The sequence below is a fragment of the Amycolatopsis sp. SB7-3 genome, from assembly GCF_041021335.1.
GTDB classification, from domain to species: Bacteria; Actinomycetota; Actinomycetes; order Mycobacteriales; family Pseudonocardiaceae; genus Amycolatopsis; species Amycolatopsis japonica.
Window position 1 is genome coordinate 2,758,347 of record NZ_JBFPJQ010000001.1, and the last position, 26,714, is coordinate 2,785,060.

26 protein-coding genes, 3 tRNA genes and 1 pseudogene are annotated in these 26,714 nt (G+C 67.9%); 17 read left to right on the plus strand and 13 right to left on the minus strand.

The features are described from left to right. Window positions 1–147 precede the first annotated feature (147 nt). The 9 genes and pseudogenes from AB8M46_RS13560 (at window position 148) to AB8M46_RS13600 (ending at window position 8,517) form a co-directional block, all read left to right on the plus strand. A complete protein-coding gene (locus AB8M46_RS13560) occupies window positions 148–1,809 on the plus strand; it encodes a thiamine pyrophosphate-binding protein (RefSeq protein WP_255355312.1) in 1,662 nt (553 codons plus the stop codon). Window positions 1,810–2,069: 260 nt separating this feature from the next. Continuing rightward, window positions 2,070–2,240, plus strand: coding sequence for a hypothetical protein (locus AB8M46_RS13565; protein WP_162836881.1), 171 nt, complete (start codon window positions 2,070–2,072; stop codon window positions 2,238–2,240). 248 nt (window positions 2,241–2,488) lie between these two features. Beyond that, complete coding sequence (locus AB8M46_RS13570) at window positions 2,489–2,692, plus strand: cold-shock protein (RefSeq protein ID WP_005163378.1); 204 nt, start codon at window positions 2,489–2,491, stop codon at window positions 2,690–2,692. Between the two features lie 141 nt (window positions 2,693–2,833). Continuing rightward, the gene (locus AB8M46_RS13575; protein ID WP_125731866.1) at window positions 2,834–3,544 is read left to right on the plus strand and encodes a hypothetical protein; all 711 of its coding nucleotides are present in this window, start codon (window positions 2,834–2,836) and stop codon (window positions 3,542–3,544) included. Between the two features lie 78 nt (window positions 3,545–3,622). Continuing rightward, a complete protein-coding gene (locus tag AB8M46_RS13580; RefSeq protein WP_052120249.1) occupies window positions 3,623–4,492 on the plus strand; it encodes an ATP-NAD kinase in 870 nt (289 codons plus the stop codon). Window positions 4,493–4,568: 76 nt separating this feature from the next. Continuing rightward, a complete protein-coding gene (locus AB8M46_RS13585) occupies window positions 4,569–5,819 on the plus strand; it encodes a GAF domain-containing protein (RefSeq protein ID WP_394360415.1) in 1,251 nt (416 codons plus the stop codon). 67 nt (window positions 5,820–5,886) lie between these two features. Next, window positions 5,887–6,060: pseudogene (locus AB8M46_RS13590) on the plus strand (response regulator transcription factor); the annotation flags it as partial. Between the two features lie 106 nt (window positions 6,061–6,166). Next, window positions 6,167–7,552, plus strand: a complete 1,386-nt coding sequence (locus tag AB8M46_RS13595) for a hypothetical protein (protein ID WP_125731874.1) — start codon at window positions 6,167–6,169, stop codon at window positions 7,550–7,552. Continuing rightward, complete coding sequence (locus AB8M46_RS13600; protein ID WP_037333168.1) at window positions 7,552–8,517, plus strand: glutamate ABC transporter substrate-binding protein; 966 nt, start codon at window positions 7,552–7,554, stop codon at window positions 8,515–8,517. Before AB8M46_RS13595 ends, AB8M46_RS13600 begins: the two co-directional genes overlap by 1 nt. Window positions 8,518–8,560: 43 nt before the next feature. Here AB8M46_RS13600 and AB8M46_RS13605 read toward each other — a convergent pair whose 3' ends face one another. From AB8M46_RS13605 to AB8M46_RS13620, 4 genes are all read right to left on the minus strand, one after another. Continuing rightward, window positions 8,561–10,036, minus strand: coding sequence for a hypothetical protein (locus tag AB8M46_RS13605; RefSeq protein WP_394360416.1), 1,476 nt, complete (start codon window positions 10,034–10,036; stop codon window positions 8,561–8,563). Between the two features lie 19 nt (window positions 10,037–10,055). Beyond that, on the minus strand, window positions 10,056–10,610 hold the full coding sequence (locus AB8M46_RS13610) for a DUF3558 family protein (RefSeq protein WP_394360417.1): 555 nt from the start codon (window positions 10,608–10,610) through the stop codon (window positions 10,056–10,058). Then, on the minus strand, window positions 10,611–11,033 hold the full coding sequence (locus AB8M46_RS13615) for a hypothetical protein (RefSeq protein ID WP_350593410.1): 423 nt from the start codon (window positions 11,031–11,033) through the stop codon (window positions 10,611–10,613). It lies immediately after the preceding gene. A 94-nt stretch (window positions 11,034–11,127) separates the two neighbouring features. After that, the gene (locus tag AB8M46_RS13620) at window positions 11,128–11,880 is read right to left on the minus strand and encodes an ESX secretion-associated protein EspG (RefSeq protein ID WP_394360418.1); all 753 of its coding nucleotides are present in this window, start codon (window positions 11,878–11,880) and stop codon (window positions 11,128–11,130) included. Between the two features lie 135 nt (window positions 11,881–12,015). On the opposite strand from AB8M46_RS13620, the gene AB8M46_RS13625 reads away from it, so the two are divergent. Then, on the plus strand, window positions 12,016–14,691 hold the full coding sequence (locus tag AB8M46_RS13625) for a tetratricopeptide repeat protein (protein WP_037333158.1): 2,676 nt from the start codon (window positions 12,016–12,018) through the stop codon (window positions 14,689–14,691). Between the two features lie 24 nt (window positions 14,692–14,715). Here AB8M46_RS13625 and AB8M46_RS13630 read toward each other — a convergent pair whose 3' ends face one another. From AB8M46_RS13630 to AB8M46_RS13655, 6 genes are all read right to left on the minus strand, one after another. Continuing rightward, a complete protein-coding gene (locus AB8M46_RS13630) occupies window positions 14,716–15,300 on the minus strand; it encodes a PaaI family thioesterase (RefSeq protein WP_016330842.1) in 585 nt (194 codons plus the stop codon). Between the two features lie 9 nt (window positions 15,301–15,309). Next, a complete protein-coding gene (locus AB8M46_RS13635) occupies window positions 15,310–16,725 on the minus strand; it encodes an MFS transporter (protein WP_037333156.1) in 1,416 nt (471 codons plus the stop codon). Window positions 16,726–16,939: 214 nt separating this feature from the next. Continuing rightward, on the minus strand, window positions 16,940–17,398 hold the full coding sequence (locus AB8M46_RS13640) for a hypothetical protein (RefSeq protein WP_235213187.1): 459 nt from the start codon (window positions 17,396–17,398) through the stop codon (window positions 16,940–16,942). A 4-nt stretch (window positions 17,399–17,402) separates the two neighbouring features. Then, the gene (locus AB8M46_RS13645; RefSeq protein WP_037333152.1) at window positions 17,403–17,960 is read right to left on the minus strand and encodes a SigE family RNA polymerase sigma factor; all 558 of its coding nucleotides are present in this window, start codon (window positions 17,958–17,960) and stop codon (window positions 17,403–17,405) included. Beyond that, window positions 17,961–18,305: a hypothetical protein gene (locus AB8M46_RS13650; RefSeq protein WP_037333150.1), complete on the minus strand. Its 345-nt coding sequence runs from the start codon at window positions 18,303–18,305 to the stop codon at window positions 17,961–17,963. A gap of 286 nt (window positions 18,306–18,591) precedes the next feature. Further along, window positions 18,592–19,833 (minus strand): Ig-like domain-containing protein, encoded by a 1,242-nt coding sequence (locus AB8M46_RS13655; RefSeq protein WP_394360419.1) that lies wholly within the window; start codon window positions 19,831–19,833, stop codon window positions 18,592–18,594. A 421-nt stretch (window positions 19,834–20,254) separates the two neighbouring features. Between AB8M46_RS13655 and AB8M46_RS13660 the strand changes: the two genes are divergently transcribed. Further along, complete coding sequence (locus AB8M46_RS13660) at window positions 20,255–20,458, plus strand: cold-shock protein (RefSeq protein WP_003097368.1); 204 nt, start codon at window positions 20,255–20,257, stop codon at window positions 20,456–20,458. A gap of 118 nt (window positions 20,459–20,576) precedes the next feature. Here the strand turns inward: AB8M46_RS13660 and AB8M46_RS13665 are convergent, their stop codons facing one another. Then, window positions 20,577–20,996: a hypothetical protein gene (locus tag AB8M46_RS13665; RefSeq protein WP_378422155.1), complete on the minus strand. Its 420-nt coding sequence runs from the start codon at window positions 20,994–20,996 to the stop codon at window positions 20,577–20,579. Between the two features lie 514 nt (window positions 20,997–21,510). Between AB8M46_RS13665 and AB8M46_RS13670 the strand changes: the two genes are divergently transcribed. The 5 genes from AB8M46_RS13670 to AB8M46_RS13690 all read left to right on the plus strand — a co-directional run bounded on the left by AB8M46_RS13670 (window position 21,511) and on the right by AB8M46_RS13690 (window position 23,099). Beyond that, window positions 21,511–21,768 (plus strand): hypothetical protein, encoded by a 258-nt coding sequence (locus AB8M46_RS13670; protein WP_020633070.1) that lies wholly within the window; start codon window positions 21,511–21,513, stop codon window positions 21,766–21,768. Between the two features lie 126 nt (window positions 21,769–21,894). Further along, complete coding sequence (locus tag AB8M46_RS13675) at window positions 21,895–22,674, plus strand: hypothetical protein (protein WP_394360420.1); 780 nt, start codon at window positions 21,895–21,897, stop codon at window positions 22,672–22,674. 145 nt (window positions 22,675–22,819) lie between these two features. Further along, window positions 22,820–22,892: transfer RNA gene (locus tag AB8M46_RS13680), tRNA-Glu, on the plus strand. Window positions 22,893–22,920: 28 nt separating this feature from the next. Beyond that, window positions 22,921–22,994: transfer RNA gene (locus AB8M46_RS13685), tRNA-Asp, on the plus strand. A gap of 31 nt (window positions 22,995–23,025) precedes the next feature. Continuing rightward, window positions 23,026–23,099 (plus strand) — tRNA-Phe (locus AB8M46_RS13690). A gap of 568 nt (window positions 23,100–23,667) precedes the next feature. Here the strand turns inward: AB8M46_RS13690 and AB8M46_RS13695 are convergent. Together AB8M46_RS13695 and AB8M46_RS13700 are read right to left on the minus strand one after the other, a co-directional pair. Next, window positions 23,668–24,597, minus strand: coding sequence for an inositol monophosphatase family protein (locus AB8M46_RS13695; protein WP_394360421.1), 930 nt, complete (start codon window positions 24,595–24,597; stop codon window positions 23,668–23,670). 21 nt (window positions 24,598–24,618) lie between these two features. After that, window positions 24,619–25,608 (minus strand): hypothetical protein, encoded by a 990-nt coding sequence (locus AB8M46_RS13700; RefSeq protein WP_394360422.1) that lies wholly within the window; start codon window positions 25,606–25,608, stop codon window positions 24,619–24,621. A 161-nt stretch (window positions 25,609–25,769) separates the two neighbouring features. On the opposite strand from AB8M46_RS13700, the gene AB8M46_RS13705 reads away from it, so the two are divergent. Then, complete coding sequence (locus AB8M46_RS13705) at window positions 25,770–26,228, plus strand: hypothetical protein (RefSeq protein WP_394360423.1); 459 nt, start codon at window positions 25,770–25,772, stop codon at window positions 26,226–26,228. Window positions 26,229–26,714: the final 486 nt, after the last annotated feature.

Genomic DNA, 26,714 nt, shown 5'->3' on the forward strand with positions numbered 1-26,714 from the left:
AGTTTCACGTCCGGCGGTGGCTGAGGTCACGTTTTCGTGCTCCCTTGCTCGAACACGTTCCGAATATCGGACATTCCGCCGCTCCGGGGTTGCCGGAATCGGAAGATCGCTTGACGGCACCGATCACCGCCCGCCTAAGCTCTTCTCATTAGATACCAACCGGGAGCGTCCGTCGCCCAGACGGCCGTGCGGATCCTGACCGAGGCGCAGATCCACCGCGTGTACGCGGTGGTGGGTGAGTCCTTCCTGGATCTGCTCGACGCGCTGCAACGCGAGCGCTCGATCACCTTCGTCTCGGCGAGGCACGACTCCGGCGCCGCCTTCATGGCGGAGGCCGAAGGCAAGCTCACCGAGCATCCCGCGGTCCTGCTCGCCGGCCGCGGCCCGAACGCGGCGAACCTCGCGATCGGCGTCTCCACGGCGTACCAGGACGAGAGCCCGATGGTCGTCCTCCTGGAGAACCCACCGCAGGATCCCGGCCCGACGAGCGAGCTGCCCACCGCGGACCTGACCGCGATGTTCGAGCCGATCTCGAAGTGGACCGGCCGCGCGGAATCGCCGGACGAGGTCCCCGGCCTGCTGGTCGAGGCGCTGACCCGCTGCCGCGAGGGGCGGCCGGGCCCCACCGTCGTCGCCGTCCCCGCCGATTTCTGGGGTGTCCCGTTCGATTCGGCGAAACCGGTCGCCTCCGTGCGGCCGCCCGCCACCGGCGCGCTCGGCCGGACCGCCGAGGCGGTCGCGCAGCTGGTCGACGAGGCCCGCTACCCGGTGGTGATCGTCGGCGGCCGGGCCCGCGCGGCGCGCGACGAGCTGATCGCCGTCGCCGACGAGCTCGCGCTGCCGGTGTACAACGCGTTCCGCCGTCAGGACGCCTTCCCCGAGAACCACGCGCGCTACGCCGGCCATCTCGGCATCGGTATCCCCGCGCGGCAGCTCGACGCGCTGGAGCGCGCGGACCTCGTGCTCGCGCTGGGCACGCAGCTCGACGAGGTCACCACCCAGTCCTTCCGCTACCCGACGCCGTCGCAGACGCTCGTGCTGGTCGGCACGGGGATCGAGCCGGCGCGTCGCGGCGGACTGACCTTCCGGGTCGACTCGGAGGTCGAGCCGTTCCTGCGTGAACTGCGCAATGTCGCTTCGCCTCGGCAGCGGCGCGCATCGGCCGCGAACGCCGCGGTGCACACCTTCATGACGCCGCCCGACACCAGCGGCGCCACCCGGGTCCATCCCGCCGACGTCATCCGCGCGGTGCGCAAACTCGCGCCCGAAGACGCGATCGTGACCAGCGACGCGGGCAACTTCGCCCAGTTCATGCACCGCTACTGGTGTTTCACCGCGCCACGCAGCCAGCTCGGGCCGAGCAACGCGGCCATGGGTTACGCGGTCCCCGCGGCGGTCGCGGCGAAACTCGCCGAACCGCGCCGCACGGTGATCGCGATGGCGGGCGACGGCGGTGCGCTGATGACCGGGCAAGAGATCGAGACCGCCGTCCGCTACCGGGTACCGGTGACCGTCCTGGTGTTCCAGAACGGACTGCACGGCCCGCTCGCCGTGCACCAGGCGCGCAAACATGGGCGGCTGTCGGGGGTCACCGTCCCCGTCACCGACTTCGCGTCGTGGGCGCGCGGGCTCGGCGCCGCCGGGTACACCGTGGACGATCGGGAAGAGCTGGAGCCGATCATCGCGAGCGCGCTGGTGCGGCAACGGCCTTGTGTGATCGACATCCGCACGGATCCGGACGTGGTGACGCCGGACATCCGGCTGACGAGCCTGCTGGGCGCGTCGAGGCAGCAACAGGGCGGCCAGTAGGGGCCGCCACGCCGATTACCGGGCGGTACTTTTTCTCAGGGGATACACAGAAACCCTTGTGGTGCCGCCTTCACCTGCCCCAAAGGGTGGGAACGAGATGACGACTCGGCCGACTTTCGGTCGCGGACACCGGATTTTGTCGGTCGGCCGTGGCACAATCGCGGCAACACCGAGAGTCCGATATGGACCGGGGCAATGGCCGGTGGGGTTGTTGGCACGCAGTACGTACCTAGAGCGTTGTGTTGACACTGGGAGAAAACATGGCTGACGAAGCGAAGCCACAGGACAAGTCCGTTTCCGGCGTGGTGCCGGTGCTGTTCAGCGCGGACGCGGAGACCCACGACATCGCCGTCGTGGCCACGAACCGGGAGGCGTTGCGCCGCTCGCCGTTCGGCAACGAGGCGCCGCTGCGCGCGGCCAGCGGGGAATAGCCCGGCCGGTCACCCCTCCAGCCGGAGAGGTACAGTGCGGCTGCGCACACCCGGGTGATGGCGCTTGTCGGCCTGCGTGAGGTGTGCTTTACTGCACCAGGTCTCGATTTTTGTGTTCGTGTTGGTTCACGCTCGCAGAACTCAGCGGGCGTAGTGTCTCCTCGTGTTTCCGGGGAAGCAAACCGTCTGGTCATGACCCGGGCTGCCGACGTGGCTTCCTGTTTGTTTGTGTTGCATATGGAGATTTTATGACTCAGGGCACTGTGAAGTGGTTCAACTCCGAGAAGGGGTTCGGCTTCATCACTCCCGACAACGGCGGCGGCGACGTCTTCGTGCACTACAGCGAGATCAAGGGCAACGGCTTCCGTACCCTCGAGGAGAACGCCCGCGTGGAGTTCGAGATCGGGCAGGGCGCGAAGGGTCCGCAGGCCACCTCGGTCACCGTGATCTGATCCAGGTTTTCCAAGCAGGGCCGTCATCCCCTCGGGGAGGCGGCCCTGCTGCTTTTCCGGGACCGAACCTGACGAAAGTCGAGGCATCCGCCTGACTTTCGGGCGCTGTCCCGTGTCGCCCGTCCCGGCGACGATGCCGTCATGAACGGTGAAACCGGCCGATGGATCGGCGGAGTGGCCCTGATTCTCGCTCCACTCGCCTGGTTCGCGGGCCTGCTGCTGAGGCATCTGGTGCTCAAGGACTTCACGCCGGAGCAAGTCGCGTGGTTCGACGATCAGCCTTTCGCCGCGCCCGGTCAGCTGGCCGCGTATGCCGCGAACCCCGGCCTGGTGACGGCCGCGTACTCGGTCTTCCTGCTCGGCGCGGTCCTCCTGCTGCCGGCCTTCCTGATGCTGGCGAAGATCGTCGCGGAGAAGGCGCCGGCGTTGGCGGGCTGGGGATTCCTGCTCCTCGCGTTCGGTCTGGTCGCACGGGTCTACTTCGCGGGCGTCGACCTGACGGCCTTCGAGCTCGTCGACAAGCTCGGTCTGGACCAGGCGACGAAGCTCGTGATGGACGACTACGTCGACCTGTCCTACGGGTTGTGGCGGATCCCGGTCACCGCGTCGTTCGGCCAATACGCCGGAGGGCTGCTGCTGGCCATCGGGGCGTTCCGGGCAGGCACCTTCGGCACCGCGCGGGCGCTGCTGTTCCTCTGGCCGTGCACCCTCTGGATGGGGGTGCTCAAGGAAAGCGAGTTCCTGAGCGTCGTCACCGCGGTGGCCCTCGGCCTGGCGCTGGTGCCGCTCGGCGTCCGTGTCCTGACGGGCGGGCGGCCCGTTGACCGAAAGCCTCGTGCCCTTTCCTGGTGATGCAACCTCGTGCAACTCTTCCCTTCGTGGCCCGGACGTCGTTTCCTTGTAGGGACTTGGCGCGGCAGCGGAGGACATGTGGGCGAAGCGGTTGCGGGGATCGTGGCGAACCCTGCTTCGGAGCGTGACATCCAGAGCCTGCGTTCGGCACTGAGGGTGGCCGGCGTCGGCCGCGTGATGGTGTGGACCGACGCGGGCAAGATCATCGGCACCGTCCGCCGGATGGTGGACGCGGGTGCGAGCGTGCTCATCTGCCTGGGCAACGAGACCATGATGCGGGCCGCGGCGGCCGCCTGTGGCGACGTCCCGCTGCTGATGCTGCCCGCCGGGGGCGCCGACGAGTCCACCGTCGCCGGGCTCGCCGCGGGGCTGGTGGCCACCCACCAGGTGGACACGGACCTGGTCACGAACCGCGCCACCGTGCTCGAAGTCGTCACGAAGGCCCGGCGCGAGATCGCGCTGATCGACGTCAGCGTGTGCTCGGAGAGCCGGTGGGATCCCGCGTCGCTGACCGAGCTGTACTGCACGTTCGCGGTTCCGGACGGGGTCGGGCTGTCGAGTATCCCCGGACGGCTGTGCCCCAGCCCGAAGTCCACTGTGGACGGTGTCGCGGTCTCGCTCGGACCGGTCGACGAGACGCCGTACGTCGTGCAGGCGCCGATCGCGCCCGGCGAGGTGCGGGCGGTGGGCGTACGCGGCTGGAGCGTGCTGGAAGCCGGGGTCCGCGTCGATCTCGCCGCGGGCGGCGGCTCCATCGCGCTGGACGGCCAGCCGCATTTCGTGCTCAAGCCTGGAGAGAGCGCTTTCGTCGAGTTGAAGCCCGACGGGCCGTGGTGCGTCGACGTCCGCGCCGTGATGGCCGAGGCCACCCGGACCGGTCTGCTGCTCGGCCGCAAACCGACGGCGGCCCTTCCCACGCCCCGCCTGGCGGACGCACCCTTCCTCTAGCCCAGGTCACAGAGACCTTCCGCTCCCCGGTACACCCGGGCACACTGGCCTGAACAGATCAGAAGGAGTAGGCCAGGTGCAGCTCGAGGCGGCGCTGCCGGTCGGTGCGGATCCGCGGCGGCACGCGCGTGCCCTCGCCGAAGTGCGCGAGGCCGCGCTCGCCGGGACCACGCTCCCGGGCAGGCCACGTGCGGTGATCGGCGCGTCCTGGCAGCGTATGCGGCGGCTGGGCCTGGACCCGGACCGCGGCTCGCCGACCCCTCCGCTCGCCCCGAAACAGCTGGAAGCCCGGCGTCGGGGCAGCGGGCTGGCGACCGTCCTCCCCGCCCTTCGCGGCGGTCTGATCGGCCTCGCCGAGCAGGCCGCGCACATCATGGTCGTCGTCGACGCCGACGGCCGGGTGCTCTGGCGCGACGGCAGCACCGCGGTCCGCCGTCGCGCCGACGGTCTCGGTTTCGTCGAAGGGGCGGACTGGCACGAACCCGCCACGGGCACCAACGCCATCGGGACGGCGCTGGTCGCCAGGCATCCGGTGCAGGTCTACTCGGCCGAGCACTACGTCAGCAACCAGCACGACTGGACCTGTGCCGCCGCGCCACTGCACGATCCGAGGAACGGCAGGCTGCTCGGCGCCGTCGACCTCTCGGGCCCGGCCTCCACCGTGCATCCGTCCACCCTCGCCCTGGTCGACGCGGTCGCGAAGCTCGCCGAAGCGCATCTGCGCACCACGCATCTCTCGGATCTCGAACGGTTGCGCGGGCTGGCCACGCCCCTGCTCGCGAAGGTGAAGGGGCGGGCGGTCATCACCGACCCGCACGGCTGGATCGCGGCCTCGGCGGGGCTCGTCCCGGTCGGCCGCATCGCGCTGCCGAACGACGCCACCCCCGGCCGCACCTGGCTGCCGACGTACGGCAACTGCCTGCTGGAGCCGCTGCCCGGCGGCTGGCTCGTCCGGCTCACCGAGGAGGAGGACGCGTCGCCGACCCGGGTCGTGCTCGATCTGAGGTCGTCGCGGGAAAGCACGTTGCGTGTCTCGGGTGCGGCGGGTAACTGGTCGCATCGGCTGAGCCCGCGGCACGCGGAGATGCTGTACGTCCTCGCGCGCCATCGTGCGGGGAGGTCGGCCTCGGAACTGTCGCTCGACCTCTTCGGCGACGCCGGGCGCACCGTCACCGTCCGCGCGGAGATGTCCAGGATGAGGCGGCATTTCGGCGGGTTCCTGCTGGCCAGGCCGTACCGGTTCGACGACGACGTCGAGGTCGTCATCGAGCGGCCTGCCGACGGCGACGTCCTGCCGCATTCCGTCGCGCCCGCCGTCCGGGCTTGAGGTCCATCCCCGCCTCCACCCGCCGGTGGTCCCGCTCCACCGCTGAGCGTGCCTAGCGTCCGTGACACGTGAAGCCGAAGTGCTCGGCCTCATCGCGCGCGGGCTGTCCAATCCGGAAATCGCCGCCGAGCTGTTCATCGGCGAGGCGACCGTGAAAAGCCATATCAACCACGCCTTCGCCAAGATCGGTGTGCGCAATCGTGCGGAGGCCGTGCGGTACGGCCTGGAAAAAGGCCTTTGAACCGGCCGGGAGATCACGTGCCGATGACACACGCCGGTGTCACTGGCTGCGCTGATCCCGACTCGGATACCTTCTTTGCGGATAGAGCCAATGGGGAGGATCGGCGATGACGAGCACTGTGACCCGGCCGGGGAGCCCCGCGCCACCCCCCGCGCCGGAAGGCCGCGGCGGGATCGCCGGGCTGCTCGAGCTGCCGGGGAACGGGATCCGCGCGATCATCCGCTCCGCGGCGACCACGCCGGGCAGGCTGTCGGTGATCGCGATCGGGCTCGTCCTGCTGTCGCTGGTCGCGGGGCTGTTCGGCACGCTGGCGGCGCAGGACAAGAAGGACACGATCAACGGCCTGATCGACCACCGCGAACCGCTGGCCGCCGCCGCGCAACAGGTCTATCGCGCGCTTTCGGACGCCGACGCGACGGCCGCCAGTTCGTTCCTCTCCATCGGCACCGAGCCGCTCCCGATGCGCCAGCGGTACGACCGCGACATCGCGGAGGCCGGCGCGGCGCTGGCGAAGGCGGCGTCGGACTCGTCCGGCGCGGGCAAAGCGGCCGAGCAGATCAACATCCTCGGCCGCGAGATCCCCGTCTACACGGGACTGATCGAGACCGCACGTGTCTACAACCGGCAGGGTTATCCCGTCGGTGCCTCGTATCTGCGCGAGGCGTCGGAACTGATGCGGGCGAAAATCCTTCCCGCCGCACAGGATCTCTACCGGACCGACACCGACCGGCTCGCCGCCGAACAGGACGACGCCACCGGATTCCCTTGGCTGGCAACGGCTTTACTGCTCGCCCTGCTCGCCGCGCTGATCGTCACCCAGGTGCACCTGACGCGGAAGACCAACCGGTTGCTGAACGTCGGGCTCGTCGTCGCGACCGCTTCGGTGGTCCTCGCCCTGCTGTGGGGCGCGGTCGCGCTGATCGTGCAGAGCACCCTCGTCGGCAGCGGTGAGGAGGACGGCTCGCACCAGGTGGACGTGCTCGTCCGGGCCAGGATCGCGGCGCTGCAGGCGCGAGCCGACGAAACGCTGACCCTCGTCGCCCGCGGCGACGGCGCGGCGTACGAAAAGAACTTCGGTGATCTCGCCGCGCAACTCGGCGGGACGGACGGCCAAGGCGGTCTGCTGGGCGAGGCCCGCGGACTCGCGGCGGGCGGCGCGGCCGCGGAGAAGGTGGACGCGGCCATCCAGGCGGCGTCGGAATGGTTCAAGGCGCACGGCGAGGTGCGGCGGCAGGACAACGACGGCTTCTATCAGGACGCCGTCGCCACGGCCACCCGCGACGACAAGAAGGGCGGCGCGGCCGGGGCGTTCCTGCGGCTCGACGAGAACCTGGTGGCCGCGATCAACGTGGGACGGCAGGAATTCCTCGACGACACCCGCGGCGCCGATCGCGCGCTGACCCTGCTCGCGCCGGGGATCGCGGTGCTGGCGGTGCTGGCGGCGGCGGGGTCGGCCTTGGGAATCCGTGAACGGCTGAGGGAGTACCGGTGATGCGGAACGGTCTGCGAACGGCCGTGCTCGGCGCGGTTTTGGTGCTGGCGACGGCTTGTGGCAGCGCGGGGGCGCCGGTCGACCCGGCACCCGTCGGCGACGTCGCGCCGCCGCAGCCCGCGAACGTCGGCGGGGCCGACAACACCGGCGGTGGCGGAACGACCGACACGAGCTGCAACCCCTTGGCCAGCCTGCGGCCGACCAATGGCACGTCGATCACCAGCGGCTCGACGATGGCGAAGATCAAGGAAAAGGGCAAACTCGTCGCGGGCGTCGACCAGACGACGTTCCTGTTCGGTTTCCGCAATCCGACGTCGGGTCAGCTCGAAGGGTTCGACATCGACATGGTCAACGAGATCGCGAAGGCGATCTTCGGCAACGCCGAAGGCCGTGTGCAGTTCCGGGCGATCCCGTCGAAACTACGGGAAGAAGTGCTCGAGAAGAAGCAGGTCGACATCGTGGTGCGGACCTACAGCATCACCTGCAGCCGGCTGCAGAAGGTCAACTTCTCGACCGCCTATTACCAAGCGGGACAACGGATCCTGGTCGAATCCGGCTCGAAGGTCGGGCAGCTTTCGGACCTCGCCGGGCGGCGGGTGTGCGCGACCAAGACGTCGACCTCGCTGACGAAGATCGCGGCGGATCCGTCGAAGCCGGTGCCGGTGTCGGTGGACAACTGGTCGGACTGCCTGGTGATGCTGCAGCAGAAGCAGGTCGAGGCGGTGTCGACGGACGACGTCATCCTCGCCGGGATGCTCGCGCAGGACCCGACGCTGAAGATCGTGGGGGACCGGTTCACCGAGGAGAACTACGGCATCGGTATCCCGAAGGAGAACGAGGACATGGTGCGGTACGTGAACGCCGTGCTGGAGAACGTCCGCGGCGGCGCGTGGCAGGCGAGCTACGCGAAATGGATCGGGAACAAACTCGAGGGCGGGACGCCGCCATCGCCGGTGTACAAATGAGAACGGGCCGTTCGGGATTCGCTCCCGAACGGCCCGCTTCGTCTTACGGGGTCTTGTCGCCGATCACTGGCGGCACCGGCTTCATCTCGCCGTCGTAGCCGCCGAACAAGACGTCGGCGTCCTCCTCCTGCAGGTAGTTCGGGGCCTTCTTTTCCTTGTCCTCTTCCTTCTGCCCCTTGCCACCGGGCGCGCCGGCCCCCATCGGTCCGTGCCCGCCGCTCTTGCCCGCCGCGGCCGCGCCACCCCGGGTGACGCGCTCCTCCGGCAGCTTGCCCGACCCGGACCCGCCGCCCTTGCCCGCGAGCTTCTCGGCCTCACCGGCCGAAACCTTGCCGCCCGCCAGCCGCTCGGCGACGTTGCCCGACCCGCCGTTGCGCCCGAACCCGCCGCCACTGGTCAACCGGTTCGCCGCACTGCCACCCGGCCCGCTCGTCGTCCGGCCGGGTTTACCGCGATACTGCTCGCTGCCCAGCCGCCCGAGCCCGGTGGGACCAGGCCCGTTCATCGCCGCCAACCCTGGCCCCGGCCCCGGCCGGAACGACCCCGGCGGCCCGCTGACCGGCTGACTCGGCCCCGGCCCGCCGGTGTGCCCGCCGCCCGTGGTGATCCCGGGCCCCGGCGCCGGCCCGCTCGGACCACCCGGCACTCCCGGCCCTGGACCATTGGTGGGCCCAGGCCCCGGCCCGCCGCTGAAGCCCCTGGGCTCGGTACCCCCGGAAAACCCGGACGCCGTCGTCGACTCGCCCATCTCCGGCGGCGGGGCGAAGGTGGGCTGCTTGGAATTGACGTCGTAGAGCGACTGGTCGTAGTTGTGCATCACCTGCGCGGCCTGCTGATGCGCCTGGAACGACTGCTCCTGCTTGGCCGAGATGTTGCCGACCGTGTCCACCGCGCCGGCGAGATTCCCCGTCGCGAGCTGGTTGAGGGCGTTCTTGTACTCGGCGTTGCGGTCGAAGGGGATCTCTTCGGGCATCGAGTTCTTCGCGGACGTGGCCGCGGCGGCGGACTGGGAGAAGCGGTTGGAGGCCAGGTACGCGCCGTCGCCGGCGGTGTCGGCCCACTTGCTCAAGCTCTTGAAGAACCCGTGCGCGGCCTCCGCGGACGTCCCCTGCCAGTGGGCGCCTTCTTTACTGGCGGCAGCGCTGAGTGCGCTGCTGAAGGTGTTCAGCGCGTCACCCTGCTTGTTCCAGATCTCGCCCTTTCGATCGATCTTCTCGGCGGAGAGGTTGTCGGTGACCATGCCGATCAGGTCGCGGTGCGAGTTGCCCTCGTAGCGTTGGTTCGATGACCCGAGCCCGGCCCTGAACTGCTGGCCTTGGGCGAGGGTTTCGGCCTGCTCGCCCGAATACTGGGCGGCCTTCGCCTCCGCTGTCAGACGCGCGGTCAAGGCGTTGCCGCCTGGACCCTGGTTGACCTCGTCGTAGGTCTCCGCGTAGCGCTTCCCCTCGTACGTCCGCTGCGCTTTGCCGTCGAGGTTCAGCACCGAATCAACTTTGTCCTGACCGGCGTTGTTCGCCATGATCCCCTCCCTGTTCTGGTCAGCCGCCTTGGGGAAGCTTCGGTGCAATCTGTTCAGCGATGTCCTTGGCGTCGGCGCACGACTGTTCGTTCGTGCCGCTCGACAGAGTCACGCTCACCGTGGCCCTGGATTTTTCAGTGACCGAAATTCCGATCAGGCAATTCCCTTTGCCACCACCGCCGGAAACTTCTACCGCCTTCTTGCCTGCCACGGTCGTCTCGGTGACCTGGCCACCGTCCGGTTTCAGGTCGGAAATTCCGGCATCCTCGACCAGATATGTGGTGGCGGTGCCATAGCGGGGCTTGTTGGCGCGGCAGCCGTTGTCGCTCTGGTAGTCCTCCGGGGCTGCCGGGCCGAACCCCTTCGCGCTGGTGACCGGCTCCAAGAGATCGCATGCCTTCAAATCGCCGAAAATTCCTTCAGCCGGGGTTGATGTCACCGGTCGGCTGGAGGTGGCCGCGGTCGTCGTCGGTGTCCCGGTCTTCTCCGAGGTACATCCGGAAACAGCCAGCAGAGGGACGGGCAGGAAGAGAAGGGCGGCGAATTTGTTGACCCGACGGCCGGCTGTGCTCATCTAATCGAAATCCTTGTTGAGGTTGGACAGGTCGATGCTCGCGGCGTGGTCGCTCGACCTGTACTTGCTTATGGCGGTGTCGATCGCGCCGCGGGCGCGTTCCACTACGTTCTGAAGCGTTTCGAGTTGCGTCTTCGCGGACTGGTCGTCACCGGCGGCGACCAAGCTCATGTGCTTGCCGACTTCGCCCGCATACGGACTGCCACCCAGTTCAGGTGACTGCGCGAGGTTCTCGAACATGTCCTTGTGGATGCCCCAAGAGTCCAGGTAGTCGTTGAGCGCGGTCTTGTAGGCCTCGCCCATCTCAGGGCTGACCGCGAACCGCCCCTCGTTCGCGGCCTTCACCATCGCGTCGGCCTGCGCCGAGAAGTCACCCAAGATGTCCGAGAAGTTGCCCGGCGGTCCGCCGGTGCCGTCCGTCATGGTCTCTCCCCTGTACCAAGTCCCGGTTACTCGTAGCGCTCGTCAGATCACGATATCAGCGGAAACGGCCCCGAAGGCCGCCTTCCGGCGAGGATCACGCGCTGCCGACGCGGGCGGCTTCGACCAGGTCGTGGACCCATCGCGCCAGGTGAGAGCCACTCGTCGGGGTGAACGTGCGGCGGACTTCGCCGTCGGGGAAGCGGTCGGTGGTGAGCATGAAGCGGCCCTGAAGGCTGTCGAACCACTGGACGCTCTTCTGCTGCGGTTTACCCCGATCGTCGCGCAGGGTGACGCTGATCGTGCCCAGCCGCGCGAGCGGGTGTTCGAAGAAGCGGGCGGCCGCACCCAGGCGGAGGTTGTTCGGGTCCTCGTCGAACGGGTCGTCCGGTCGTTTGGCCGGAGGGAGCGTGCTGGACGTCGTCACTCGACCGGGGAACGGCGGCAGGGACGGCAGGTAGCCGAGCAGCGTCGCGACGACCTGTTCGGGATAGACCGGCTCGAAGAGGATGTCGAAGCCGCGCTGCTGGCTCACGATGCCCAGGCGACTGTTCCACGCACCCCGATAGAGGTATTCGGCGTCCTGCTCGACCTCGTGCGCCTCCATCGTGAGGACGAAATCCCCGGTGGCCCAGAGGCGGAGGGACTGTTCGTAGTCGCGCAGGAGTTCGCGGCCGCGGGCGAAGCCTCGGTCGGCCAGCCCCGCCCAGATCTCTTCGCAGTGCCGCTCGCGTTCGGTGATGGTGGTTCCGACGGTCGGGATCTCGAAGGGCAGCACGAATCTGCCGAGCCCGAGTTCTTCGAGTACGACGTCGAGCTGGGCCATCGACATCGAAAATGACGCAGGCACCGGTCCCTCCCCCTCATCACCTGCTGAATCGGTTCTCTCCCGCACCGTAGCGGGTTCGACCCGGCGCGGGCACGACCCGGCCGCTCACCTCTAGACTTGGGCCGACGTGGTCGCGGGGGATTTCGGGAGGTACCAGTGTCGGAAGAGCCGCGCCGTCCTCGGCACGCAGCGCCGGACGACGCCACGCCGGAGCGTGAGGCGGAGTCCGCGTCCTGGACGCCGCCGGCGCCGGTCCGCTGGGAAACGCCCGAACCGTCCATTTCCGGCAGGCTCGATCTCGCCGAGCCGTCGCGGCCCAAACCGGAGCCCCAGCCGGAGACGGACGCCGAGCGCACGATCTACCACGCGCCCGTCCAGCGTCCGCAGACTCCGCCGCGCGGCCAGCAGCGGCCGATCCCCGGCGCAGAGGACCCGACGCGTCCGCCGGGCGACATGGCCCCGGTGAGCCCGCAGACCCAGGTCGTCCGCCCCGCGTGGCAGGCACCCGCCGACGCGCCGCAGCCGACCAGCGTGCTCGCCTCGCCGGCACCGGAGACGCAGAGCATCATGCCGCCGACGCCCCGCGTCGACAGCGGACCAGGACCGTTGCCAGATCCGGGCACGGAAAGCGTCCTCCCCGAACGTTCCAGCGAAAGCCGGGGAACCGGCACCGGCACCGGATCGGGCAGTCGCGGCACCGGAACCGGGACCGGAACGGGTTCGTTCCCCGGCACCGCGCGCCGGACGTCGTCCCGCACGTCGCGCCGCGGCCGTCTCGGCGCCGGGCTCGTCGACGTCCCGCAGGTGCCGTACCGCGACCCGGCGTCCGCCGTCCTCGAGAACCCGATGGTGTCCGAGGAGAAACGCTTCTGCGGCAGCTGCAGTGCCAAGGTCGGCCGCGGCAAGGACGGCGAACCCGGCTCGCCCGAGGGCAAATGCGAGAAGTGCGGGAACCCGTTCTCCTTCGTCCCGAAGCTGCGGCCGAACGAGATCGTCGGCGGCCAGTACGAGGTGCTCGGCGCGCTCGCGTACGGCGGCCTCGGCTGGATCTACCTCGCACAGGACCACAACGTCAGCGACCGCTGGGTGGTCCTCAAGGGCCTGATCGACACCGGTGACGCCACCGCGATGGCCGCCGCCGCCAACGAGCAGCGGTTCCTCGCCGAGGTCGAGCACCCCAACATCGTCAAGATCCACAACTTCGTGCAGCACCCGGACGGCGACACCGGCAACTCGGTCGGCTACATCGTCATGGAGTACGTCGGCGGCCAGTCGCTGCGCCAGCTCGCGCTCGCGCACCACCGCGAGACGAAACGCCCCGAGCCGCTGCCGATCGGCCAGGTGATCGCCTACGGCCTCGAGATCCTGCCCGCCATGGGCTATCTGCACAGCCAGAACCTGCTGTACTGCGACCTCAAGCCCGACAACGTCATCCAGACGCACGAACAGCTCAAGCTGATCGACCTCGGCGCGGTCCGCCGCATCGACGACTACGAGAGCCCGCTGTTCTTCACCACCGGCTACAGCGCGCCCGAACTGGCGACGCACGGCGCATCGGTGGCATCGGACCTGTACACGGTCGGCCGCACGCTCGCCGTGCTCAGCTTCGAATTCTCCGGTTACACCAGCAAGTACAAGACGACCCTGCCCGGCCCGGACGTCGTGCCGCTGTTCGCGCTCTTCGGTTCGTACTACCGCTTCCTCAAGCGCGCGACGCACACCGACCCGGACCGCCGGTTCATCGCGGCCGAGGAGATGGCCGACCAGCTGACCGGCGTGCTCCGCGAGATCATGGCGCTGGGCACCGGGAAACAGCGTCCTGGCGCGTCGACCGTCTTCGGGCCGGAGACCCGCACGTTCGGCGTCGACATGGTCGTTCCGGAACACGGCGGGAGCGTGCCGCTGCCCGATCCGGGCGAGGTGGTCGCGGGGCTGCCGATCCCGCAGGTCGACACGGACGACCCGGCGGCCGGTGTGCTGGCGTCGACGGTCGCGCTCGATCCCGCGGGCGCGATCGAGTCGCTGGCCGGGGCACCGCGCGAGTCGATCGAGGTCCGGCTGCGCATCGTCCGCGCCCGGATCGAGCTCGGTGAGCTGGTCGAGGCGCAGCGACAGCTGCAGGCCGCGCAGTACCTCGCGATCAAGGCCGGTTTCCCGCACGACTGGCGGATCGACTGGTACCGCGGCCTGATCGAGCTCGCGGGCGGGCGGTCTCGCGTCGCGCAAGTCGCGTTCGAAGCGGTGTACGACGACCTGCCGGGCGAGATCGCGCCGAAGCTCGCCTTGGCCGTCAGCGCGGAAGGGGTCGGGGACTACTTCGGCGCCGCGCGCTACTACGAGTTGGTGTGGCGAACGGACCGTTCGTACGTCAGCGCCGCCTTCGGGCTCGCTCGTGTGTACCTCGCGCAAGGCGCCAGGGCCAGCGCGATCGAGGTGCTGGAAGCCGTCCCCGCGTCGTCGTCGCATCACGTCGCCGCGCAGGTGGCCGCGATCAAGATCAAGACCAGGATCAACGGCGGCGGCAAGGATCCGGTGATGGTGTCCGAGCGCGACCTCGTCGACGCCTCGACGCGTTTGGAACGCCTGCAGCTCGACGCCGAACGCCGCACGCGTTTGTCGGCGGAGGTCCTCGAAGCGGCGTACGGCTGGCTCAATTCGCAGAACCAGCCGACGCCGGGAGCGAAGGTCCTGGGCTGTGCCTTGGAGGAACGAGACCTGCGGTTCGGGCTCGAGCGCTGCTATCGGACGTTGGCGCGGTTGGCCGGCTCGGTCGACAAGCGGGTCGAACTCGTCGACAAGGCGAACGCGATCCGGCCGCGAACCCTCACCTAGCCCCGCATCCAGAGGACGAAATGCTCAGGGGTTGATGTCCCACTCGCGGGCGCGCTGGGCCTTTTCGTGCGCGGCTGCGAGCTTCTGCAGTGCTTCGGGATCGCCGTGGGTGCTGAAGTGCTCGAACTCGACCCGCACGAACAACGCCCGCGCGCGCACCGCGACAGGGCCGTCTTCGGCGTCCAGCCGACCGTCGGCGCTCACGTAGATCTTCCGGCCGGCGATGCCGTCCAGTTTCGTGGCGATGTACAGGGTCGAGCCGACCGGAACCGGCCGGAGGAAGTCCGTCTCCAGTTTCCCGGTGACGGCGGGGCGGCGCAGCAGGTTGCCGACGGTCGCGCCGAGCGCCTCGTCGAAGGCGCAAGCCAGCAGGCCGCCATGGGCGAGGCCAGGCGCACCCTGGTGGGCGGAGGTGACGGTGAACTTGGAGTACACCGTCGTCCCTTCGCCCACCGTCGAGTGCAGGTGGAGCCCGGCCTCGATCTCGTCGCCGCACCCGAAACACTCACCGAAGTGGATGCCGAGGTGGCTGCCCTGCTTGGGGGCTTCCGGGTGGACGGTCGCCGGTTCGACTTCGACCGGCGGCCACGGCTGCGAGATACGGCTCATGGAAAGACGTTAACTCGCCGGTAGCTCCGAAGCGCCGCCGGGAGTGGCCGTTTCCGGTTTCCGGCGCCGCGCGATCCGCGAATTCACGATGCCGCGCAGCGACACCCCGGCCGTTTCGGGCAGCAGCAGGATCGGGATGGCCGCGATCGCCGCCGCGCCCATCAGGTAGTACGCGGGCCACAGGTTGTCGCCGGTCGAGGTCACCAGGCTGCCGATGATGTACGACGCCGTGCCACCGAAGGCCGCGGTCGAAACGCTGTACCCGATGGAGAAACCGCCGTAGCGCTCCTGCGTCGGGAACATCGCCGGCAGCGTCGCGGCCAGCACGGCCAGGATCAGCACCAGCGGCACCGCGATCATCAGCACACCGAGCGTGAGCTGCCAGCCGTTCTGGTCGTCCGCGGCCGCGCCCATCAGTGAGAACGCCGGAATCGGGAGCACCAGGAAGCTCGCACAACTCGCGATCAGGATGGGTTTTCGCCCGATGCGGTCGGACAGCATGCCGATCGGCACGATCAGGATCAGCATCAGCGCGATGGTCGCCAGGATGATCAGCAACGGCGCGTGCCCGCTGAAGCCGACCACGTCCTTGAGGTAGGTCTCCAGGTACGTGATCACGATGTAGTCGGCGACGTTCAGCATCACCACGATGCCGATGAGGTGCAGGATCGACGTCCAGTGCTTCTTCAGCAGCGCCCTCAGCGGCGACTTCTCGACCTGGTCCTTCTTCTCGATCTCCTGGAACAGCGGAGTGTCCTCCAACTTGTTCCGCAGGTAGAGACCGACGATGCCGAGCGGACCCGCGATCAGGAACGGCAGGCGCCAGCCCCATTCGCGCATGGCCTCGTCGCCGAGCACGACGGTGAAGATCGTGACGAAGCCCGCGCCCATCGCGAAGCCGACGAGCGTGCCGAATTCCAGCCAGCTGCCCCAGAAACCCCGGCGCCGCGCGGGCGCGTACTCCGCGATGAACGTCGCCGCGCCGCCGTACTCACCGCCCGCCGAGAAGCCTTGGATGGTGCGCAACAGGATCAGCAGGACCGCCGCGGCCGGGCCGATCGTCGCGTAGGACGGCAACAGGCCGATGATGAACGTCGACCCGGACATCAGGATGATCGTCAGCGCGAGAACCTTCTGGCGCCCGATCTTGTCCCCCAGCGGACCGAACACGAAGCTGCCGAACGGCCGGACGATGAACGTGATCGCCAAGACCGCGAAGGTGGCCAGCGCGCCTTCGGAAGTGCTCGACGCGTTGAAGAAGACCTGTCCCAGGATGGCAGGCATGAAGCCGAAAACACCGAAGTCGTACCACTCGATGCAGTTACCCATCGCCGCTCCGGCGACGGCCTTTCTGATCTGCTCAGGTGGGGCTTCCGCCGGTTCCCCTTTTTCCTGATGTGACGCGCTCAGCGCCTCTTCGGCCATGGGTTTGACCTCCCGACCCACCCGTTTACTTACCCATCGTCGAGGGTTTGTTCCCTCGACCGTAGGGGTTCAAACGTGCGGGTTCAGCGTTTTGCAGCGGTCGAGCGAGCGCCGTTCCGCCAATACGGTGACGAACCACCAGGTGAAGCCGATGTCAGAGAATTTCCGATTATTTTGGGTCACACCTCGGGAATCGGACTTTCCGGACGCGAGATCAGCGGGTCGTGGCCGTCGTCGGAGGCTCGCTCGGCTGCTTCGTCGGGGTGGGCGCGCGATGGGGACCGGTCGTCGTCGTACGGCCGGGCGGGAGGGATTTCGGCGTCGAACGCGGCTGATCGGTCATCGGCGCGGAAGAGGGTGGAACCGGCGTTCCGGGAGTGACCTCCGCCCGCGGGGGCGACTCGGCCGGGGCGGGGGAGACCGGTGCCGGGGCGATCGTCGACAGGCCCGGCCCGGCGGGTTGGACCGGCGCGGGCCCCTCACCACCGCGACCGCCGACGGCGATCGCGCCGAACACGATCACCGCGATCGTCGCCAGCGAACTGCCCGCCACGGCCAGCCGCTTGCGTCGTCGCCGGATCCGGCCACCCCGCTCGATGATGTCCGCCGCCCGGATGCCCAGCGGGGGACCGCTCGCGCCGTGCGAAAGCACGCCTCTGATGTCCTCGTCCATCTCCTCACCTCCCATCGTCGTGCGCTCCGCTCAAGGCCAGTTCACTGAAATGCGGACCGAGCCGTTTACGCAGGGTCGCCAGCCCCCGCGCGCCCTGGCTCTTCACGTTCCCGGTGCTGCAGCCCAGCGCCGTGGCCGTCTCTTCGACGCTGAGATCCTCGAAATAGCGCAGGACAAGGACGGCCCGCTGCTTCGGGGCGATGCCGGACAGGGCGTGCCTGACCAGCATCTCCTGTTCCGTGCCGTTGCTTTCGCCCGGGACGTCGGGAAGAGCGTCCGTGAGCTTCTCCCGTTTGCGCCAGACGCGCCGATGCTCGGAGAGGAACGTCCGCAGCACGATCTTGCGCGCGTAGCCGTCGAGCGCGTCGTGCCGGGAGAGCCTCGGCCAGGCCAGGTACAGCTTCAGCAGCGCGGCCTGGGTGATGTCCTCGGCCTGATGCCAGTCGCCGCACAGGAGGTACGCGGTGGCACGCAGGCTGTGCGCGCGCTCGTCGAAGTACCGGGCGAACTCGCCGTCCCACGGCGAGCCCGTCCCGGTCTTCGACGAGCGGCTCGGCGTCACCTAGTTACCGGCTCCTTCGACGATGGCGGGGAGGTGCAGATCCCCGGTCGGCCCGGCGGGAACGGCCTTGGGCACGCGGTGCTCGCCCGGCGCGGCGACGGCGGGGGTCTGCGGGACGCTCCGCGGCGGGGCGGTGGTGGCGCGGGGCGGCTCCGCCGGACGCGTGGTGGTGGGCTCCTTGGCCGGCGGCTGGGGCGCCTGAGTGGCCGTCGGCGACGGCGCGCTCTGATCGGCCGACGCCAGCGACGTGGTCGCGAAGGCGGCGCCGCCCGCCAGCAGCAGCGCGCCAAGAGTGAGAGCGATACGAGTACGCAAGAGTGTCTCCTCGATCCGGGCGCCGCTCATTGGCCGCGGCGCCTTACGTCGTTAGACATGCGTCCCGCCCGGAACAAGGTTGCAGTGATTTTTCGCGCGCTGACGGAAATATTTCGCCGGGCGCTCGACCGCAGGTCAGCGGCGGTAAGAGCCCTGGCGCCCGGCAAAACATTTCCGTGGCCTCCGGCCAAGAGCGGCGCGCGGGGTGAAGTCTTCCCGTCGCGCTGACGCGCTCCCGGAAGACGCGTCCCTCGCCCAAGCACGAACGGCCGGAGACCACCGTGGGTCTCCGGCCGCCCGGTTCCATGGAAGTACTTCAGCTCGCGAGAGCGGAGAGCTTGGACCACTCCTCCCAGGAGTAGGTCCAGTCGCTGTAGTCACGCGCGCGGTTGATCTTCTGGGTGCTGCCCTCGATCTCGACCGGGTCCCCGACCAGGGCGCCGTCCATGTACGCCTTGGCGTTCGCCGGCGCCAGGTTCACGCAGCCGTGCGAGATGTTCTTCTTGCCCTGCGCCCAGATCGAAGGCGCATAGCCGTGGATGAACTCGCCGTTGGTCGAGAACCGCACCGCGGACGGCACGACGATGTTCTCGTAGTCGTAGCGCTCGTTGGTCATCGAGTACGTGTCGTGCTTGGACATCACCACGTGCGTGCCGCTCGGCGTGACACGGCCCGGGTCGGCGTCGAGGCCGTAGCTGGCCGGGTAGTCCGCGATCTGCTGCCCGTCGCGGATCACCAGGAGCCGGTGGGTCTGGGTGTTGCCCTTGACGATCTGCGAGCGGCCGATCGTGAAGCTCGCCGAGCGGTCTTCCTTGCCGTACACGCCTTCGCCGATTTTGACGCCGTAGATCTTGGCGTTGAACTTCACCGTGGTGCCGGGCTGCCAGTAGGCCTTCGGCCGCCAGTGCACCGAAGTGTCGTCGTGGACCCAGGCCCAGGAACCCTCGGTCTTCGGCGTGGTCTCGACCGACAGCGCCTTCTCGACCGAGGCCTTGTCGGTGACCTTGGTCGGGAACGTCAGCGTGATCGGCATGGCGATGCCGTACGTCTGCCCGTCGAAGACGTTGATGTTCGCGCCCACCTGCTTGCGCGGCTTGACCGTGGTGAAGGCCCCGCCGATCTCGACGGGTTTGCCGTCGGTGCCGGTGGCCTTGCCGGACCACGTGTAGGACTTGCCGTAGCCGAGCTGCTCGGTGGTCGTCCAGCTCTTCTTGTCCTCGGACGGCTGCCCCGCGACCTGCTTGCCGTCGGGGTTGGTCAGCACGACCTGGTCGAGCGTGCCGTCGGCGACGCTGACCTTGATGGGCTGGCCCGGCGCGACGTCCTGCGCACCCGCGGCGGGCTCGTACGTCACTTTGGCCGGCGCGGGCGCCTTGCCGCCGGTGTCGCTGCTGATCGGCCCGCCGCCGTCCGGCCCGCTGGCCGACACGGTCGGCTCGCTGCTGCACGCCCCCAGCGTGAGAACGGCCACCAACCCCAGTGCCGCGATCGCCGCCCGGCGGCGCGCGGTTTCCGTGAACCTCAAAGCTTCCCCTTTGCTCCCCTGTACACCGACCATGACGTCCGGACAGCCCCGTAAGTTGATCCCATCGAGAGTGATGCGAGTCACAATCGGGTGGATCGTAGTTCACGATCGGGGCATGGCCGACTTCGGTCCGTGTCCGGCGATGACCTGAGGTCGGCGTGCGGCGACAGGCTAGCGAGGGGGTCCGACAGAAGCGGGATCGGTATACGACGTTCCGGTGACCTTGGTACTTGGGGGTGCCCAGAGTCCGATCACGGGCTTCAAATATGGCCAGATCCCGGTACGCTGCCATCAGGCCGTCGTTTTGCGTGTTCGTGGCTTCACACTCGCGGAACTTCTGACGCGAGCCATGAGCCGGTGACGCGCTCTTCGCTCGACTCGTTGGAACCGCCCGGGACGGTCTGGGTGTCGCTTCGGAGGCACTCGAAGCGGATGTGCAACGAGGAGTACAGCGGTGGCGCAAGGCACTGTGAAGTGGTTCAACGCGGAGAAGGGCTTCGGCTTCATCGCGCAGGATGGCGGCGAGGGCGACGTCTTCGTTCACTACTCGGAGATCGAGGGTCGCGGTTTCCGCACGCTCGAGGAGAACCAGCGAGTGGAGTTCGAGGTCGGTCAGGGTCAGAAGGGCCCGCAGGCCCAGAAGGTCCGCGCGATCTGAGTCCGCCCTTCAGGCGTTGCTCAGACTGATCGGAAAAGCCCCCGGCGATCTCGCCGGGGGCTTTTCCCTTTGCTGTTCAAGCGTCTTCTGCTGTGCTGTTCCGTTCCGGGGCGACGGGTCAGCGGGAGACGGGCTGCTCCCACGCGTTGGCGTCGAAGCGGAATTCGTCGGTGTGGGCTTCCTCGTGGCGGCGCTGCTGGGCCGAGTTGGCCTGCGACTCCCACGAAAGACGTTCGAGGATCCACTCCTGCGCCAGCGCCTGCGGCGACAGGTTGCGCTCGGCCGCGGCGTCCTTGAGCTGTTCGCAGGCTATGAGGTTCATCCGCAGCTGGAAGACCTGCGCTTCGCCGAAACGCTTGCCGGTGCCGGTGCTCTCCGGGTCGTTTTCCGGGGCGAGGGCACGAAGGTAGCTGGTGAGCTCCGTGTCTTCGACGACCGCTTCGGCCTCCTTGGTGGGGGAGTTGCGGTGACGACCGGGGTTGACCGGCTTCAGGTTCGTGCGGCTGCCGCTACGACGGCTGAGGGAAGGAAGGGGCACCGGGCCACGATAACGGTTCGGTCTCGGCAAACCAACCACAGTGAGCCACGACACACCCATTTTCTTGTCTCGAATGGCCCAGCACCGACAGGAAAACCTTTTCTCGTGATCACAAACCGCAACCGGAAGAGGAAAGACCAACGGAACCGGGCCTGGGCTGCCAACCGCCGCCGCAAGGAACCTGGGGTCTGGGGGTGGCCCCCAGAAAACGGAGCGACCCCCGCGCCAGGGGGAGGAACGCGGGGGTCGGAGGGGATCTCCACAGGCGCTGACCGGGGGTGTGTCAGCAAATCGATTGTTGCACGGTTTCCTGAGAAGGGCGAGTGGGCGCGGGCAGAATTCCGGTCAGGCGGCCACCTCTGGTTCGCCTGTGGTTCATGTGGCGCGGGGATGCGCGTGATCGCTCTGCGTTGTGCGGAGCGTGGTGACAGGTTCACTCTCCGGGGGGCTGTGTGTCGCGGCCGGCTCTGGCTAGCCTCGCGGCCAAGCTGTTCGTTGGCCGTCTGGAGGAACCATGGGTGGGTCTGTGGAAGTGCGACAGTTCCTCCTTCGGTACGAAGGTGCCGATGGGGGAAGCTCGACGACGTTGGCCGGTGGTCTGCCGGCGCAGCGCACGGGTCAGGGGGATGCCCAGCGGGTGTCCGACGACCAGGTGCGGCGTGCCCGGCTGGCGGTGGCCAACGGGGCGCTGGGCGTCGATGACTGTGTCCAGTTGCTGGACATGCTGGGGTTGACGCTGGACGAGGACGGGCAGGCGCCCGTCCAGCGCTGAGTTCGTTCGTTCACGAGGCCCGGTCGCGCGGGGTGTGCCGCGCGACCGGGCCTTCGTTCGTCCTCGACGACTTCCCGGCAGTTGTGTAACACTGTTATCAAACAACTGGCGGGAAGGTGTGGCGACATGGCCGACGAAGCGGCGATCGTGGTGGCGCGGGAGATCCGGGGTCCGGTGCAGGTGCTGGGCGGGAAGTTCATGACCTCGCCGGAGCTCGCCGAGGCCGAGGCGGAGGTGGGGCTGTCTCCGCGGTCGCTGTACCTCCGAGGCCGGTCCGCGGTGCTGGGCGACCCGCCGCCGAAGGTGGTCTCGGAGCTGTTCGGCATCTTCCCGTCCTGGCTCTTCGAGTTCGCTCTTCCGGCCGCGACGGCGGCGCTCGACGCGGCCTCCGCGGTCCGTGCCTACTCGCGGTCATCGGCGAACTGGGGACGCGTCAACCTTTCGGGTGCCGACGACCCTGGCCGTTCGGCGGAGCTGCTGTTCCGTCTCGTGGACGCCGCGGACGCGAGCGGTCTCGCGTTGTTCGCCGGCTGGCAACGCGCCGAACGTCCGGCGGACGACGTCGAGCGGCTGGCGTTCGCGCTCATGGTCTTCCGCGAGTTCCGTGGCGGCATCCACTTCGCGGCCCTTCGCGCGGTGGGCCTGACGGTGCCCGAGGCGGTCGTCGCGGATCCGGAGGGCGGCCGTGGCCGTCTCCTGCGCACCGCGTGGTCCGAGGAGGCCGCCGACGGGCTGATCGCCGCGGCGGAGGCGAAGGGCGATCTGCGGCAGCGGTGGCGGCAGGCGGAGGACCTGACCGATCGGCGCGTGGCCGAACTCCTCGCCGTCACTCTGACGGGCGACGAGCAGAAGGAGCTTCTGCGCCGTCTTGGAGCCCTTCGGGCCGCCTCGGCCCTGATATCCTGAACTCGCCGCGTTCTCGCAGGTCCCAGCCCTGTGAACAACTAGAGGACCCCCTGTGCGGGAGCCGAAACAGGGGTGTCCTATAGTTATGTTCGCTCCCGGGGACACCGGAGAGCGCGGGTCGGTCGGTTCGCCGAAACCGAACCGGGCTCCCATCGTCCAGCGGCCTAGGACTCCGCCCTTTCAAGGCGGCAACGCGGGTTCGAATCCCGTTGGGAGTACGCAGTACAGTTACAAAGCAGTATGCAAGGCCCTGTGGCGCAGTTGGTTAGCGCGTCGCCCTGTCACGGCGAAGGTCGCGGGTTCGAGTCCCGTCAGGGTCGCAAGATCGTTCGGCTCCTTGCCGGCGTTCCCGGCCAGGTAGCTCAGTTGGTACGAGCGTCCGCCTGAAAAGCGGAAGGTCGCCGGTTCGACCCCGGCCCTGGCCACCGCTCTCAGAACCGCCTTGATCCAGGTCAAGGCGGTTTTTTCATGGCTGGGGTCAATCTTGATTCTGTCCACTGTTGACCGTGGTTGACCCGCTTTGGCCGCCGCTTGTCGCACGTATGTTGCACGCCTCGGGGCTGCTGTCGCTCGCTGAGGGCTTCGCGTGCCTGTTCGCCCCGTTTCCCTCGCCCCTGCCATCTCTAGCGCCGGTTCGGTCGCGTCAAGGCACGCTTTCCCGCCTTGATGCGGGCGGGCCGGTGTTAGACGCTGAGAAGCGAGGGACCACCTGGTGACCACTGCGCGTCGGCTGGGTGGGTCGGGTGATCTCGCCGTGTGGCTCCTGGGTCTCCGTCGTCGTTGGCGGCGCGCTGCGGGTGCTGCCCTGCGGCGGGCTCGCCCGGCGGCGCCTGCCGGAGCGGAGCGGGAGGCCGGCGTCGCCTGCTGGGCGTAGCCCGCCGGACGGGTGGTGACCCGCGCGCCGCCAACGGCGGCGCCTTGATCCCATAGAGCCAAATTCGGCAGGACTCACTCGTCTGCGCTTCGGCGGCCGCTCGGGGGCGTCAGGGTGAGCTACACGCGCAGCGTCTTAACGATCTCGTCGGCAAGGCTGGCGTTACCGGCGGCAACGAACTTTTGGCGCGGGTTCATCGCCGCGGTGATGTCAGCGAGCGAATCGAAGCTGTAGTCAAGGGAGAGCGGTCTGCCCTGGAGATCGACGACGGTTCCGCCTGCGGCATGAAGCACGTAGTGGCCTGGCGCAAGGTCCCAGATGGCGAACCCCTTTGCGAACTCGACTGTGGCGTCGGTCAGACCAGCGGCCACATGGCACAAGCTCACTGAACCGAAGTCGACACCGATGCGCCCCTTCTTCTTGTCCCCGGCGGACGGTGCGCTGAGAGCGGCTAGGAATCCCTCCTGCTGTGCAAGGGGAGCGAACCGCGCATCTGGGCGCATCAAGTAGTTGGTAACCAGGGCTTCTGCGAGGTTGGCTTGCGAGGGCTGGTCGAGCACGTACCTCGTGGAGTCGGCTGTGACCATGAACGCCCGGTCAACGCCTTCGTCGTCTCGCGCGCCGACGTAGAGCTGAATGTGGTGGAAGATATCTCCGATCACCGAAACGATCGGCCTGGCGAGAGCGCGAGAGTAGACCATGATGTGCGTGTAGCCGTAAAGGCCACGCACCGCGAGTTCGCTGGTGTCCAAGGGGTCGACAAGAACGCAAAGATCGGGGTCGGAGTCTGGGCCGATCACTTCCGGGTCGGCTTCCTCTGATGCGTAGACGAAGGACGTCAGGTGCTCGGCGATGGCTTCCTTGTAGCGTCGATGCATCCACAGGTCGAAGTCCGAAAGAAAATTGTCACTATGGCGAACGTTCTCGTGTTCTCTGCGATTGCCAGTGATGGCGGCATTCACCAGACGAGGCCGGATTTCGAGCATCATTCCCTTGACCAGATCGGCGATGTGTGCGGCCAAGTCGGGGATTGAGGGGTCGTGGTTCATCGAGTGGGCCACCTTCGTGATCTATCGCAGTTCCAGCGGAGGTTCAATGCCGGGAGGGCTCATGGTCGCGGCGATGAAGATAGCGGAGAAGTCTGCCTTTCGCAGGTTGTGCACGCCTGCAAGGTCGTCGAAGCTGTAGGCGCGGGGATCGTCGCCCTTGGTCATCGCTCCGAATACGGCAAAATACAGGTCGGCAGTCGGGTAGCGAGCGCGAACCTGCTTTTCAAGGTATCCGATAGCGTCGGAATGCTTCACCTCGAAATCGCACAGAACGATAGTCGGGTGATCTTTGGCTTCGGGGAACACTGAAGCGTCGTCAAGCTCGATACCGCCGCGAACCTTGTTGCATCGCAGGTAACCGATAGGGCATCGCGAAAATCGCGACGACGAAAGGAAAGTTGCCATGACCAAACCTGCTTCGTTGATGCCGAAGCAGATATCAACGTCGAGGCGGCTACCGAGATTCTTGATCTGATTGCCGAGTCGCTCGATCCCCAGTCCGAATGTTTCCCAATTCAAGTCGAGTAATCGACCTGGCTGGGGGTTCGGTAGTGAGAAGACGTCGATAGTAGAATCGCCGAATTCAGCCCTGGGGACCGCAAGGGCGAATTCTTCGCCGACCTGGTTTCCTGGGGCGGCTCGGGCTCCCTCTGCGTGAATCCTCTGCGGGGGAGATTCTTGAGCAGGAGTTTCCGCCCTTGTCTGGGGCGGCTCGGGTACAAACTCGATTCCGCCTTCGTGTGGCCCGAAGAGTTGTTCGGCTTGCCATCCGGGAAGCATTGCTTCGAGGATTCGGCAGTGGTCGGCGTAAGGCAGGCCGACAAGTTCGCCGGACAGCCATCGGTAGAACTGGGCTTTGCTGGGAAAGCTGCCCCTGAGGCTCTTGTCGACCTTTTCGGCCACCTTGTCGTACTCGCGGCAGAACGCGCGGTAGCTCTGCAAGTGTCGTCCTCTGAGCAGGACTTTGAGGACGATCGGCCGGGCTTCCTGAGCTGTGGTGTCGGGGCTCATGAGACCAACGTAGCACGGGAGACGAGACAAGACGAGACAAGGTGAGTGCGAGACGCTGTGAGGCGAGACCTAGACGGTGTCGTGACGGGACACTCATTTGGCCGATTGTTGTAGGTACGCCGGTAAAGGCGTATCCGACAAGCGGGAAGGTTCACTACGACATGGCGATCGAAAAGGGCATCCGATTCAGCGTTGACCACGATGACGCGTTTCCGCAGGGTCTTGTGATGGTGGGCGAAGTGTCGCCGGACAACGAATATCAGTCGCGTGAGGAGAGGGCGCAGGGGCGGCCGACGAGGCAGCGGGTGGACGAGGTGACCGGGAAGCGGCAGTGGAAGTTCATGGCGACCGACCCCGGTGAGACGAAGGCGAAGCGGGCTTCGTTCGAGATCACGCTGCTGGCCGACGTGCAACCGGTGCCCACGACGGGTGAGGTGATGCCGGGTATGCGCCCGGTGGAGCTGGACGGGTTGACCGCTGAGCCGAAGGTGGCCGGGCAGGGTGAGTACAAGTACCTGTCCTACGTGTTCCGCGCTACCGGATTCAAGACGGCGGGAAGTGGCGCGGGCGGGAAGGCTTCCCGGTCGACGGCGGGTGAATCCTCGGCCAAGGCCGCGTGACGGCACTGACTTCTAGAGGGAAGTGGTGTCGTGACGTCGAAAAAGCAGGTGTCCGCGTGGGAGTCGGCGTATCGCGTCTATCGGGACGCGGCGGACGTGGATGCACGGTCGCGGGGCGCGAATCCGGATGTTGCGCGAGAGATGGCGGCGGCGTCGCGGTTGGTCGCTCAGGCATGGCGAGCGTTGGGCAGTGATCCCGACCTGCCGTGGTGGGTGGTCGCCGCCGTGGGGTCCGCCGCGCAAGCCTTCGAGGACCAGGCACGGCAGTGGGAACGCAAGGCGGGAGGTGACGAGTATGCGGGAGGGGTTCGGCCCAACGTGGGTGATCAGCCCGTGGGACGAGGTGACGGTGGAGGAAACTGGTTCGGGTCCGGGGTCGCCCCCGGCGCTGGTGCTGTCGGGCACAGCGGGATCGCTGACGATCCGTCCTCCCGAACATCGGGGCGACTGGCTGAGCCGGGCCGTCTTCCTTCGCCGACTCCGCGA

Excerpts from the sequence above, each read along its gene's own strand:
- AB8M46_RS13700 (WP_394360422.1), bottom strand. The coding sequence starts at position 25,608 with ATGAGCCCCGACACCACAGCTCAGGAAGCCCGGCCGATCGTCCTCAAA.
- AB8M46_RS13575 (WP_125731866.1), top strand. The coding sequence starts at position 2,834 with ATGAACGGTGAAACCGGCCGATGGATCGGCGGAGTGGCCCTGATTCTC.
- AB8M46_RS13670 (WP_020633070.1), top strand. The coding sequence starts at position 21,511 with ATGGGTGGGTCTGTGGAAGTGCGACAGTTCCTCCTTCGGTACGAAGGT.
- AB8M46_RS13565 (WP_162836881.1), top strand. The coding sequence starts at position 2,070 with ATGGCTGACGAAGCGAAGCCACAGGACAAGTCCGTTTCCGGCGTGGTG.
- AB8M46_RS13615 (WP_350593410.1), bottom strand. The coding sequence starts at position 11,033 with ATGACGGACGGCACCGGCGGACCGCCGGGCAACTTCTCGGACATCTTG.
- AB8M46_RS13655 (WP_394360419.1), bottom strand. The coding sequence starts at position 19,833 with ATGGTCGGTGTACAGGGGAGCAAAGGGGAAGCTTTGAGGTTCACGGAA.
- AB8M46_RS13695 (WP_394360421.1), bottom strand. The coding sequence starts at position 24,597 with ATGAACCACGACCCCTCAATCCCCGACTTGGCCGCACACATCGCCGAT.
- AB8M46_RS13675 (WP_394360420.1), top strand. The coding sequence starts at position 21,895 with ATGGCCGACGAAGCGGCGATCGTGGTGGCGCGGGAGATCCGGGGTCCG.
- AB8M46_RS13650 (WP_037333150.1), bottom strand. The coding sequence starts at position 18,305 with ATGAGCGGCGCCCGGATCGAGGAGACACTCTTGCGTACTCGTATCGCT.
- AB8M46_RS13605 (WP_394360416.1), bottom strand. The coding sequence starts at position 10,036 with ATGGCGAACAACGCCGGTCAGGACAAAGTTGATTCGGTGCTGAACCTC.
- AB8M46_RS13630 (WP_016330842.1), bottom strand. The coding sequence starts at position 15,300 with ATGAGCCGTATCTCGCAGCCGTGGCCGCCGGTCGAAGTCGAACCGGCG.
- AB8M46_RS13705 (WP_394360423.1), top strand. The coding sequence starts at position 25,770 with ATGGCGATCGAAAAGGGCATCCGATTCAGCGTTGACCACGATGACGCG.
- AB8M46_RS13595 (WP_125731874.1), top strand. The coding sequence starts at position 6,167 with ATGACGAGCACTGTGACCCGGCCGGGGAGCCCCGCGCCACCCCCCGCG.
- AB8M46_RS13610 (WP_394360417.1), bottom strand. The coding sequence starts at position 10,610 with ATGAGCACAGCCGGCCGTCGGGTCAACAAATTCGCCGCCCTTCTCTTC.
- AB8M46_RS13635 (WP_037333156.1), bottom strand. The coding sequence starts at position 16,725 with ATGGCCGAAGAGGCGCTGAGCGCGTCACATCAGGAAAAAGGGGAACCG.
- AB8M46_RS13570 (WP_005163378.1), top strand. The coding sequence starts at position 2,489 with ATGACTCAGGGCACTGTGAAGTGGTTCAACTCCGAGAAGGGGTTCGGC.
- AB8M46_RS13600 (WP_037333168.1), top strand. The coding sequence starts at position 7,552 with ATGCGGAACGGTCTGCGAACGGCCGTGCTCGGCGCGGTTTTGGTGCTG.
- AB8M46_RS13640 (WP_235213187.1), bottom strand. The coding sequence starts at position 17,398 with ATGGACGAGGACATCAGAGGCGTGCTTTCGCACGGCGCGAGCGGTCCC.